This window comes from Thalassolituus sp. UBA3500 (assembly GCF_002377545.1).
GTDB lineage: Bacteria > Pseudomonadota > Gammaproteobacteria > Pseudomonadales > Oceanobacteraceae > Thalassolituus.
The window spans coordinates 52,668-64,620 of the sequence record NZ_DFQB01000060.1 but is presented as its reverse complement, the minus strand read 5'-3'; the positions used below and the strand labels follow the sequence as shown (position 1 = coordinate 64,620).

Below are 11,953 nucleotides of genomic sequence, written 5' to 3'. Positions count from 1 at the left end.
CATCTTCACCTTGTTGGGGTGGCAGAGGAGTTTAGACTGCTTCGCTGCGACCCCGAGCCGGATTTTATATGTTAGCTGCTATTCGAATTGCTTTTTTAGCTCTCTACTTCCCTGTTGTGTGTGTGTTGGGCCTTCTTATCTGTCTGCTTCGACCATTCAACCGTAATAATAGCCGCATTATTGCCATGATCTTTGCCTGGGCGCGTTTCGTTATGAACGTTCGTGTAGATGTACTCAACAGGCCGACAGAGAGCATACAGGGGATTTACGTCGCTAATCATCAGAGCACCCTGGACATGTACATGTACGGCGAGAGCCTGCCCGATGACATGGCGATTCTCGGTAAGCACAGCCTGATGTATATCCCTCTGTTTGGTGTTCTTTTCTGGTTGGCAGGAAATATTTTTATTAATCGCGGCGACCGTTCAAAGGCTCGGGGTGCCATGGAAGAAGCCGCGGCGATTGTTCGTGATAAAGGCTGCAGTGTGTATATGTTCCCTGAGGGTACCCGTAGCAATGGCCGGGGTTTGTTACCCTTTAAAAGCGGCGCTTTTATTCTGGCGATAGAAGCCGGTTTGCCGGTAGTTCCTGTTTGCGCAAGCAGCACCCATAAGAACATTAACCTTAAGCGCTGGCGCGCCGGTGAGTGTCGACTGGTGCAGCTTCCCGCCATCAGTACAGAAGGGCTGACCCGCGACGACGCCAAGCATCTCGCCGATGAGGTTCAGGCCCTGATGGCTGCGCAGATAGATCAGATGGATGCTGAGATAGCGCAAGGTCAGTAGCCGCTTTAGTAAACACGCCCTTTACTGAACTGCTCGCGGGCCTGTTGTTTCTTGCGTTCACTCTTACGGAGTAATACATAGAAGGCACCGCTGCCGCCGTTCTGAGGCTGCGCAGTATGGAAAGCCTGGACATCTTCTAACTCTTCAAGCCAGAACACCAGATAACTCTTTAGTACAGCCGGATCACCCTCGTTGCGATCCCCTTTTCCAGGCATGATCAGAACGCTTCTGATGTCTGCGCCAATGCAGTCGTTCACAAAGCGGTAAACTTCGCGCCTCGCTTCTTCAATCGTACGCCGGTGAAGATCAAGGCGAGCTTCTATCTCGTACTTACCCAGTCGTAGTTTACGGAAGACGCCATCCTGAATACCGGGGCGTTTGAACCCAAGTACATCGTGAGGACCGACTCTGGGGACTTCACTGGCGCGAAGGTGGTTCTTATCACTGACCGTCTCCTGAGAAACAGCCGCAGAGCGGCGTGCCGCTGTATTGTTGTCTTTCTGATCACGACGAAGGGGGACGCGCTCCTGCGTTTGCAGCTTTTTAACTCCCTGCATCTCCTGCAGAAAGAGCTCATCTTCTTCAGTCATTTGTACATCCTCCGGGGCAGCGACAAATCTTTGCAATGTCGGACACAAATTTTGGGCTGTGACGCCTAGTATAACCTGATAGTAAGCACCGTATCACAGGATCGATTTATGAAAATGCCTTCTCCCATTGCCCGCTTCCAACGCTCTTTGAGTCTTGTTGCCTGCGGTGTGTTGATGACGACCGCACAGGCTTGGGGATTCGATGACCGCCAGAAGAAAGTCGACTGGGAAAGTTCGCTGAATCTGTCCGATGAGCAGCAGGAGCAGATCGATGCGATTGAAGACAGGTATCGAGATCGCTTTCGTGAGATGAAGCCCAGCGAAGCTGCAGGTAAAGAACGTCGTGAACAACGTCAGGATCTCTATGTACAGATGCGTGAAGAAATCCGCTCGGTACTGACGGATGAGCAGCAAGCGATCGCGGAAGAGCAGGTACGCAAGCGTGAAAAAGAAGGCCGCGAAGAGCATCTGGAGCGTCTTTCCCGAAAACTTGATCTGACGAGTGAGCAGAAATCTGAGCTCGAAGAAAAGTTATCCTTGTGCTCTGAAGAAGAGTGGCCGGTCAGCATGAAAATGCGCGAAAAAGATCGTCGTGACTTTGAGAAAACGGTGAAGTCTGTTCTGACGGAAGAGCAGAAGAAAAAATGGCGTAAGATGCAGCGCGAAGAGCGCGATAAGTGGCGTCACCACGACATGGATCGCCTGAAGGAAAAGCGCGGTCAGAAAGATGAAGACGAATAAAGACGAGCAAAATACAAAAAGGGGCGATTAACGCCCCTTTTTACTGGTTATGGTTACTGGTCATGGCTCAACCGTGATGATCAGAAGCTATAAACCTCAGAAGCTATAAACCTCAGAAGCTATAAACCAAAGTAACGCCAAATTCAGTGTCAGTATTTTCAGTGCCTTCTGGCACTTCTTCCACATGCTTCACTTTGTAGGTGAGCTTAGATGCAAGGCTGCCGCTCAGCTGGCTTTGCAGTCCTGTCTCTGATTTGTAAATAGAGTTGTCGCTACCAACTTCGGCAGTGAAGTTCTCAATGAAGGAGACACCTTCACGAATCTGCCATTGGTAGCCCAGAGCCAGACGACCAATCGCTTCTTCCTGAATTTCGTCTGTCTCTTTCAGTTTGTCGCGGCGATAACCCGGACCAGCCTCAATATTCAGTTCCATGGTGTCGTTTTTGAGAACACGGTAACCGTAGTTAATCGATACCGTGCTTTGGTAAGTATAACCACTGAAGCGTGCACGCTCCTGTTGGGCGACGATGGCCATGTAGGAGTGCTCAGTGAAGTTGCGGTCAAACTGAGTCAGGGCGCTGTACTTCTCTTTTGATTTTACGCCGTCTTCTTCACTGGTCAGGGCTTCCAGTTTCAGAGTTGTATCCCAAACTTCACCGGTACGTTTTGCCATGAAGTTAGCATTAATGCTCTGAGTATCTGTATTACCTGAAGTGAAGATAGTGCCGAGTTCTGCGGCGCCATCCCATGACGGTTCAGCAGCCATTGCTGCGGTTGGAGCGATAACGATGGCCGCTACCAGTGCGTGCTTGCGAAGCATATTTGGATATTCCTTAAGACGACAGTATTCGGTTGCAGAATAGCGAGTGACTATGACAGGTTCAATACTTCATAGTTCATATATCAAGGTTTCAGGCTTGTTTCAGTACTCCAGTCCTGTAGTCCGTAGCGTTGAAGTATTTCTGTCAGTCGACCAGATTTCCGTAAACGCTGAATGCCTTCGTCCAGCTGGCGGGTGTAGGTCTTTGACTGCGTAGGTGTAGCGGGCGAGCAAGCGATGTAGAGTTTGTCGGCAACCCCAATATTGCCCGCGGGCCGTACCGTCCCGTCCATTCCAAGGGTTGCTATAGTGTAGTCGACCACGGTGGCTGACCCAACAATGACATCAATACGCCCCGACAGAAGTTTCTGCAGGTTTTTTTCCAAAGCATTGTCGCCTTTCATCAGTTGCACCTGACTACCGGGAGTGCCCTCGCGGATCGCCGTTGCTATATGCTCGTCGACAGCGCCCTGATCATAGGAATATCCGCCAATGACTCCGAGGCGGATATCATTGAGCTGAGTGGGAGAGTGATACGTCCAGTGGTTGACGGCGCGGGTATAAAACGTACTTTGATCATAACCTAAGGGCAAGGAGTGGAACACGAAGTCGGGAACTTCGTCTGGCAGAGCGCCAAGTATGCAGTCAACGTTGCCTGTACGTGCTTCGCTGATCGCGCGCTCCCACGGAATGGTAGAGTAGTCGACCTGATGACCTTCAGCGTTCCAGATCTCTGTCGCAATTTCGACGATGTAACCTGGTTTGTCGCTGCTGGGCGTTGCATTGTAAGGAGGCCATATATCTGCTCTCAGGCTGATAGTATCTGCGCATGCGGGGTAAACGGCAAAGGCACTGGCAAACACGGTTGCCGCGACACTCAACACATGTTTCATCATCGCCTCCACATTGGGCTGCAATTGATCATTTTTTATCAGGAACGAGGTAGTTTTTTGTCGATGCGTCCCAGCAAAAAATCTTTCAACATGACCCAGTCACCGATAAAGCTCCATAACGGATAGCGGAAAGTGGCAGGTTTATTGTGCTCAAAGAAGAAGTGTCCGATCCAGGCAAAGGCATAACCCGCGACCAGGGCCAGAGGGATATACTGAAATTTTCCACTGGTGATCGAAAACAACAGAACCCCAAGGCCAATTGAGCTACCTATGTAGTGCAGGCTGCGGCAGGTAGAGTTTCTGTGTTCAGAAAGATAATAAGGGTAAAACTCACTGAAATTGGTGAATCTTAGATCTCTGTTTACAGCGTTTTCACTGTTTTCCGTTTCTGTACTCACGATGGCCACCTCTCCTCGTTATTATTATTGGCGGGCGGATGTATCCGCTCATTGCAAAATAACGTCATTATCAGTGTTCCCCACAGGGCGCAGTGCGCCAAGTCCCGAATATATCGGGCAATAAAGAGGCAAACTTAACTCACAGTATAGACAATTTGACCCCTGAGGAAAATAAACGTCCTGAACGTCCGGTTGGTTCGGATTAATTTTTAATGAATGGACAGATACCTGTGAACCTTCAGCTATGCTGGAAGTCTTCCCTGATTCGGGGCTTCTCCCGGATGAATTCTGGTGCGATGACGAGGTGGAATGGAATGCTCTACACAATCAATGCCCACGTAATGAATGCGCTACGCCCAATGCATGTGGCAGCACGCCTGTCCCGGCAGATGTGTTATCAACCCTGGAACCCGATGAATTACGGTTGGTACCTGCGCACTGTTCGTGCCTCGCTGGAACTGGTTGAACGCTTGACCGATTTTTATGAAAAGCCGGAATGGCGGTTGGACACCACACGCATTGATGGCCGCGAAGTCGGCATTGAATATTGCAGTGTGGTTGAGAAGCCTTATTGTGACCTGGTTCATTTCCGCCGTCGCAAGCGTGGCCTTGAGCAACCCAAACTGCTGATCGTCGCGCCACTATCCGGTCACTTTTCTACTCTTCTGCGCGGGACGGTTGCGGAATTTCTGCCCGATCATGAGGTATACATCACAGACTGGCTGAATGCGCGGGATGTACCCCGCTCCAAGGGTGAGTTCAGTTTTGATGATTATGTCGATTACCTGATTGAGTTTCTGGAATTTCTGGGCCCGGACACGCATGTGCTGGCCGTCTGTCAACCTTGTGTTCCTGCGCTTGTGGCAGCGAGTGTCATGTCTGAGCAGGGCAGCAAAGCAGTACCCAAGTCCATGACCTTAATGGGTGGGCCGATTGATGTACGTATCAGCCCAACGGAAGTAAACGATTACGCGTCGGGTAAAGATCTTGAGTGGTTCGAAGACAACGTCATCTGTCACGTGCCAGATGGCTTTGCCGGACGTGGTCAGTCGGTGTACCCGGGATTCATCCAGCTGTCGGGCTTTATGTCGATGAATATGGATAACCATGTCAGCAAGCACTTCAAGTTCTTTACTGACCTGGTGAAGGGGGATGGTGATAGTGCAGAGGCGCACCGGGAATTCTATAACGAATACCTTGCGGTGATGGATATGCCTGCCCGCTATTATCTCGATACCATTCGTAAGGTGTTTCTTGAGTATCAGTTGCCAGAAGGCACGATGGAATATCGGGGCAAGGTGGTTGACCTGAAAGCCATTAAAGAGATGGCTCTGATGACCATTGAGGGAGAACTTGACGACATTACCGGCAAAGGGCAGACGGCTTGCGCTCTGGATCTTTGTGCTGGCATTCCTGACAAGATGAAGGTTCACAGGGAAGAGCCGGGCGTTGGTCATTACGGTATTTTCAATGGCCGTAAATTCCGGGAAAGCATTGCCCCGGCAGTGAAGACCTTTATGGTGAAACATAGTTAAAACGCCAACCGGACCCGCTCGGGTCCGGTTTATTAGCCCGCCTTAATCGCCCCTGCTATCATGATCCACTCCTTATTTGATGGGTTAACAGGACTAGTTGCTCATGACAGACACTTCTCACCGGTCCGGTCTGACCGATGATATCTACGAAAAACTGGTTAACGACGAAGATGCTCGTGCCTGTAAATCGATTCCTGAGAGTGCTTGTCAGGAAGTCTCCGGCAATTTTCTGAAAACCCTACTAAGCATGTTTTTCTCTAAGCTGGGAGATGCTCTGGTCAATCCTAAAATCACCTTGCCGTGGCTGATGCAGTCTGTTGGTGCACCGGCGTGGATGCTGGGCTGGCTGGTGCCAATCCGTGAGTCCGGCTCAATGCTTCCTCAACTTGCTATCGCCAGTGTTGTCCGCACCATGGCTGTCCGTAAGTGGATGTGGGTGCTTGGCAGCGCTCTGCAGGCAATGGCGGTATCCGGTATCGCTGCGGTTGCCTTCTTTCTGGAGGGAAGTATCGCTGGCTGGTCGATGCTGGCATTGGTGGTCATATTCAGTCTGTCACGAGGTTTGAGTTCTGTTGCTTCGAAAGATGTGCTGGGTAAGACCATCCCGAAACCCCGGCGAGGCACTCTGAACGGCTGGGCTGAAACGGCAGCGGGCCTGATTACTCTGACAGTCGCCCTCTTGCTGATCAGTGGTGTGTTGGGGGAAGGGTCTACCACCCTTTATGCCTCTGGCTTTGCGCTGGCCGCTTTGATGTGGATCATTGCTGGTGGTATCTATGCCGGAATCAACGAATTCCCGGGAGAGACAGACGGCGGAAATAACGGATTAAAGGAAGCCTTTGCCAGATTATCGTTACTTAAAACCGACGCCCCTTTCCGACGTTTTCTTCTCTCCCGTTCATTACTTCTGTGTTCGGCGTTAACGGCGCCTTTTATCGTCGTGCTCGCTCATCAGGAGCTGGATGCAGCGATCAGTATGTTGGCCTTGTTTATGGCTGCGAGTGGTGCGGGTAGTTTGGTTTCAGGACGCTTTTGGGGGCGCTTTGCCGATGTTTCCAGTCGCCTGGTGATGGTGCGTGCCGGGATGATGTCGGCGGCGGTTGGCGGAGTGATATTTCTTCTTGGAGTGTTCAGGTCAGAGTGGCTGTCAGAAATCTGGGTTTTGCCACTGTTGTACTTTGTATTGAGTATCGCCCATCAGGGCGTGCGTTTGGGAAGAAAGACCTATGTGGTCAACCTCGGCGAAGGAAATAAGCGCACGGACTATGTTTCGGTGGGCAATACACTGATTGGCGTCATGTTGCTGATGACAGGGTTTATCAGTCTGCTGGAGCCTCTGATTGGCGTCAGCGGCGTTATCCTGATTTTGTCATTCATGGGGATGGCAGGTAGCTGGATGGCCATAAAATTGCCTGAAGTTGAACGCTGAACCTGGCTCTCAACTTCAGGTTTTTCTGCCGGACTTTGTCTCAGGGCCGATTCAACTTTTATCAACCAGGTAGTTGATGTACTCATCCCGCAGGCTACGTTTCTGCAGTTTCCCTGTGGCGGTATGAGGGAGTTCATCCACCACGAGAATATCGTCGGGCATCCACCATTTAGCGATTTTTCCACCCAGGTAGGCGTAGACGTCTTCTTTCGTCACGGTTTTTCCTTCCAGAGCAACGATAAATAACAGCGGGCGCTCATCCCACTTAGGATGCTTTACACCGATAACGCACGCTTCCGCCACATCTGGGTGGCCAACTGCGGCATTTTCAAGGTCGATGGATGAGATCCATTCACCGCCTGACTTCACAACGTCTTTCGCGCGGTCGACGATTTGCAGATAGCTTTGCTCATCGATCACTGCAATATCACCCGTGTCGAACCAGACTCCACCATCTTTGTCCGTAAAAAAGGCATCGGGTTTTTCTGTTTTGTAGTAACTGTTCAATACCCATGGACCTCTGACTCTGAGGAACCCCCGACTGGTGCCATCGTGGGGCAGGGGCTCTCCGTCATCGTCAAAAATCTCAAGGTCGATGCCAAACATAGGCTTACCGGCGGTTGTTTGTATCCGATAACGCTCATCATCAGACATATTGGCCATGGCTTTGGTCGGTGCTCCCAACGTTGCCAGAGGCGAGGTTTCGGTCATCCCCCAGATGGGAAGAAGATAAATACCGAACTCTTTGTCGAGTGTTTCGACCAGTGAACGGGGGGAGGCTGAGCCGCCGACACCAACGGTTTTTACTGACGGAATGGTCAGGTCATTGGCTTTCAGATAGTCGATGAGGCGCAGCCAGACCGTAGGCACCCCAAGCATCATATCGACCTGTGCAACATCGATCAGCTCATACAGGTCCGGACCATCCATGCCTTCGCCGGGAAGTACGAGAGAAGCGCCCGACATAGGGGCAATATATGGCATGCCCCAGGCACAAACGTGATACATGGGGACGACCGGCATAACGACGCTGTCGGAAGACACGTTCAGCGCATCCGGATTACGGCTGGCGTAGGCGTGCAGAACGGTGGAGGCGTGGGAGTACAGAACACCTTTTGGGTTCCCCGTGGTGCCAGACGTATAACAAAGACAGGCTGCGGTATCCGCGTCGAAGCGCGGCCATTCGTAGATGTCGGGTTGCTGAGCCAGCAAGTGCTCGTAGTTATGCACATTCGGTAGCGACGTGTCGGGCATCTGATCTTCGTCGATCATCAGAATAAACCCTTTGACGCTGGATAGTTTGTCGGCGATGGGCTCCAGCAGGGGGGCGAAACAGGCATCCAGGAAAACGTAGCAGTCCTCAGCGTGTTGGATAATGTACTCGACCTGTTCAGAGTAGAGCCGCGGATTGACCGTGTGACAGATAGCCCCGATGCCGGATATGCCGTAGTAACATTCGAAGTGTCGGTAGCCGTTCCAGGCCAGGGTCGCGACACGGTCACCGGGTTGTACGCCGAGTGAAATCAGCGCATGTGCCAGCTGCTTACTCCGCTGTAGTGCGTCTTTGTAAGTGTATCTGTGAATATCCCCTTCAAGCCTGCGGCTGATGATCTCACGAGTTCCGTGATGAGCGGCTGCATACTCCAACAAATCACTGATCAGCATGGGTTGCGTCATCATTTGCCCGGTGACAGTTCGCGCGTTTGTCATATGGCGTTCCTTTGCAGTGTCGCGGCGGTGTGCACGCGAAAGTAACAGAAGCAGTGGGCTCACTATTCAGAGAGATCAGCTTATGCCGAGCAGGCGGACTCAGCCAGTGCAAACGTGCAGATTGTTAACTCTGCTGCTGTGTACGGAGCTTCTGCAGCCAACGTAGGAAAGTCACATAGGTCTGTTTCACGATCTGGCTCGTTTGGACTAATTTTAAATAGGACATATCAGGACATGAAGTTGATCTGATATCACCTGTTCAGTTGGTGTGTGCCCCGTCATTCTTGGCCCGTTTTGCAACATGAGCATACTCTCAGATGAAATTCGCAGTACTGACATTGCTTGTATGGCTCCTCGCCACTGTAAGTGCCTGGGCGCTGGAAGACACGCCGGCACTGGATGAGAAGCAGACCCACGCTGCACTTGAGTCGTCAGGTTGCGCTTATATGGTGTCGGTCATGCTTGAAGAGAGCATGGGCGTGAAAACTAGCGAAGTTGATATATTTGCACTGCTGTTTGTGCACGGTGACCCGGTCAGAATCCGCGAGCAACGTGGCTTCAATTTCTATGACATAAAACAGGCTGCCGCCGCTCTAGGCCTGCGGGCCAGTGCGTATCGCTCTGATGATCTGCTGCTGGATCTGGCGCAGCGTAAACTGCAGCAACAGGACGGGCCGTACCTCCTCTTAAAGGACAACCCGGAAGGTGTTGACCGCTTTTACCTCTACTACTTCGAAGACGAAGAATATGTTTACCTGAGAGACCCCTTCGCTGGCATGATTACCATTGAGCGAAGTGAGTTTAATCGGACTTTCGTCCCTTATGTGCTGATTATCGAAGGCAAGGTGACGGAGTTCACTGAGGTTTAGACTTCAGAATATGGGGATCTGCCCAGATCCCCATAAGTTTGGATGACAGCTGTTCAGTCCCGTTCTACTGCTAGAGAAACGCCCATTCCTCCGCCAATACATAAGGTCGCGAGACCTTTCTTTGCATCACGGCGAGCCATCTCATGCAGCAGTGTCACCAGAATACGGCAGCCTGAGGCGCCAATAGGGTGGCCAAGGGCGATGGCACCGCCGTTCACATTGATTTTATCGGCATCCCACTCCAGACCTTTATTAACCGACAGAGCCTGTACAGCGAAGGCTTCGTTGGCTTCAATCAGGTCGAGATCGTCTACATTCCAGCCCGCTTTGCTCAGGCATTTTTTCGTTGCAGGAATCGGCCCTGTGCCCATGATGCGCGGTTCAACACCGGCATTGGCGTAGCCCTTAATTGTCGCGAGCACAGGAAGGCCAAGCTCTGCGGCTTTGGCTGCGCTCATCAGCATAACAGCGGCGGCGCCATCATTGAGCGATGAGGCATTACCGGCGGTCACTGAGCCGTCCTTACTAAAGGCCGGGCGCATACCTGCAAGCTTTTCTGCGGTCGTACCGGGGCGTGGATTTTCATCCACCTTAAACACAATTGGGTCGCCTTTGCGCTGGGGAATTTCGATCGGGGTAATTTCATCTGCGAAGGTACCCGCTTCAATTGCGGCGAGTGCTTTGTTCTGAGAGGCTGCTGCAAAGGCATCCTGCTCTTCCCGGCTAATGTTGTAATCGCAGGCAATGTTCTCTGCGGTGGTACCCATATGGTAATCGTTAAATGCGTCCCAGAGTCCATCGACCACCATGGTGTCGACCATGGTAATTGGCCCCATGCGCTGGCCATTGCGGGAGTTTGGCATCGCATGCGGTGCATTAGACATAGATTCCTGGCCGCCGGCAATCACTACGTCAGCATCCCCGCACGCAATCGCCTGCGTGGCGAGATGGACTGCTTTGAGGCCTGAACCACAGACTTTGTTGATGGTCATGGCGGGTACAGTAGCAGGTAGACCACCCTTGATCGCAGACTGGCGTGCAGGGTTCTGGCCAGCAGCGGCCGTCAGCACCTGGCCCATGAGTACTTCATCAACAAGCTCTCCGTCGACACTTGTTTTTTTGATCAGGGATGAAATTACGGCAGCCCCGAGGTCAACAGCCGATAATCCAGCGAGTGATCCGCCAAAGCTTCCGATCGCAGTGCGGGTAGCAGCAACTATGACAACGTCAGTCATGTGTATCTCCAGTAAAACAGTAGAAAAGCGGGATGAGCGCCCGCCGATGCGCTACAACAATTCTACTGTATAGACTGTTGAGCAGGATCAGGAGGCAATCCAGATAAGAGACAGGCACATTCATGACAATGCGCCTGGCGGGGCAGGCCGGCTGTCAGTGGCTGCCCGGGTCGGTCCGGTCAAGTTGGCCAAGGTCAAGAACTGGGGAAGCGTCGATGTGCTGTGCATCCATCATGTGCGCAACGCGCTCCAAAGATGTCAGAATCATGCTTTGTTCCCAATCGCGCAAATCCTGAAACTGCTGAACGAAACTATCCTGCAGCGGGCGCGGTGCGTCGACGAGTGCCTGAATGGCCTGCTCTGTCAGGTGTACAAATACTTTCCGCTTATCAGAGCTACCACGCTCGCGCACTACAAAACCACGCTTACTGAGGCGGTCGATAATGGTGGTCACTGTCGCTTGAGAAAGGCTGACTCGACGGGCCACATCACCTACCGTGAGCTCGCCGTGGTGGCGCAGTGTCTGCAAGATCAGAAGCTGCGGAGAAGTCAGGCCGGATATCTTACTCAGCTGTTTGGAATGGAGATCGGTTGCGCGAATGATGCGCCGCAGTGCAACCAGCACTTCGTCATAGCGATTCATAGATTTTTCGTCTTCCAACAGGGGGTCATGATTCTTTCCCTGTAGTTTACCCTGTTGATGATCAATAGAGTACGAAATATTCATAAGGGGGCCTCCTGACCGCTTTCCCGGGTGGCGCATCGCGTCCTATATTTAGATCTCAAAATATCGATCTCTATGTATTTTTCGCGACAAAATGGCGGAAATATTAATAAAAAAGCTCGTTTTGTTTGATTATTGTACAAAAAATTACGTTCTTCTCAATCAAAAAGACCGCTTCTGGGTGAAATATATTTAGTGTTGTATATATTTTGCGATTGACTATA

At 51.6% G+C, this 11,953-nt stretch carries 12 protein-coding genes; 5 read left to right on the top strand and 7 right to left on the bottom strand.

All coding sequences use genetic code 11. The features are described 5' to 3' along the window. Window positions 1-68 precede the first annotated feature (68 nt). Window positions 69-785: a lysophospholipid acyltransferase family protein gene (locus B2R29_RS15820; RefSeq protein WP_301181945.1), complete on the top strand. Its 717-nt coding sequence runs from the start codon at window positions 69-71 to the stop codon at window positions 783-785. A gap of 5 nt (window positions 786-790) precedes the next feature. Here B2R29_RS15820 and smrA read toward each other — a convergent pair whose 3' ends face one another. Further along, the gene (smrA, locus tag B2R29_RS15815) at window positions 791-1,375 is read right to left on the bottom strand and encodes a DNA endonuclease SmrA (RefSeq protein ID WP_301181944.1); all 585 of its coding nucleotides are present in this window, start codon (window positions 1,373-1,375) and stop codon (window positions 791-793) included. A gap of 108 nt (window positions 1,376-1,483) precedes the next feature. Here smrA and B2R29_RS15810 point away from each other — a divergent pair, with 108 nt between their 5' ends. Then, on the top strand, window positions 1,484-2,116 hold the full coding sequence (locus B2R29_RS15810) for a hypothetical protein (RefSeq protein WP_301181943.1): 633 nt from the start codon (window positions 1,484-1,486) through the stop codon (window positions 2,114-2,116). A gap of 112 nt (window positions 2,117-2,228) precedes the next feature. On the opposite strand, the gene B2R29_RS15805 is transcribed toward B2R29_RS15810, so the two are convergent. From B2R29_RS15805 to B2R29_RS15795, 3 genes are all read right to left on the bottom strand, one after another. Beyond that, entirely contained in the window at window positions 2,229-2,936 is a 708-nt protein-coding gene (locus B2R29_RS15805; protein WP_301181942.1) for a DUF481 domain-containing protein, read from the bottom strand. Window positions 2,937-3,019: 83 nt separating this feature from the next. Beyond that, a complete protein-coding gene (locus B2R29_RS15800) occupies window positions 3,020-3,832 on the bottom strand; it encodes a substrate-binding periplasmic protein (protein ID WP_301181941.1) in 813 nt (270 codons plus the stop codon). Between the two features lie 35 nt (window positions 3,833-3,867). Beyond that, window positions 3,868-4,227, bottom strand: a complete 360-nt coding sequence (locus B2R29_RS15795) for a DUF962 domain-containing protein (protein ID WP_301181940.1) — start codon at window positions 4,225-4,227, stop codon at window positions 3,868-3,870. Window positions 4,228-4,541: 314 nt separating this feature from the next. Here B2R29_RS15795 and B2R29_RS15790 point away from each other — a divergent pair, with 314 nt between their 5' ends. After that, window positions 4,542-5,762, top strand: a complete 1,221-nt coding sequence (locus B2R29_RS15790) for a polyhydroxyalkanoate depolymerase (protein ID WP_301181939.1) — start codon at window positions 4,542-4,544, stop codon at window positions 5,760-5,762. A 103-nt stretch (window positions 5,763-5,865) separates the two neighbouring features. Beyond that, window positions 5,866-7,191 (top strand): MFS transporter, encoded by a 1,326-nt coding sequence (locus tag B2R29_RS15785; protein ID WP_301181938.1) that lies wholly within the window; start codon window positions 5,866-5,868, stop codon window positions 7,189-7,191. A 51-nt stretch (window positions 7,192-7,242) separates the two neighbouring features. Here the strand turns inward: B2R29_RS15785 and B2R29_RS15780 are convergent, their stop codons facing one another. Further along, the gene (locus B2R29_RS15780) at window positions 7,243-8,901 is read right to left on the bottom strand and encodes a long-chain-fatty-acid--CoA ligase (RefSeq protein ID WP_301181937.1); all 1,659 of its coding nucleotides are present in this window, start codon (window positions 8,899-8,901) and stop codon (window positions 7,243-7,245) included. Between the two features lie 317 nt (window positions 8,902-9,218). On the opposite strand from B2R29_RS15780, the gene B2R29_RS15775 reads away from it, so the two are divergent. Further along, on the top strand, window positions 9,219-9,770 hold the full coding sequence (locus B2R29_RS15775) for a cysteine peptidase family C39 domain-containing protein (RefSeq protein ID WP_301181936.1): 552 nt from the start codon (window positions 9,219-9,221) through the stop codon (window positions 9,768-9,770). A gap of 53 nt (window positions 9,771-9,823) precedes the next feature. Here the strand turns inward: B2R29_RS15775 and B2R29_RS15770 are convergent, their stop codons facing one another. Next, window positions 9,824-11,005: an acetyl-CoA C-acetyltransferase gene (locus B2R29_RS15770; RefSeq protein WP_301181935.1), complete on the bottom strand. Its 1,182-nt coding sequence runs from the start codon at window positions 11,003-11,005 to the stop codon at window positions 9,824-9,826. Window positions 11,006-11,159: 154 nt separating this feature from the next. Beyond that, window positions 11,160-11,732, bottom strand: coding sequence for a MarR family transcriptional regulator (locus tag B2R29_RS15765; RefSeq protein WP_308790002.1), 573 nt, complete (start codon window positions 11,730-11,732; stop codon window positions 11,160-11,162). Window positions 11,733-11,953 lie beyond the last annotated feature (221 nt).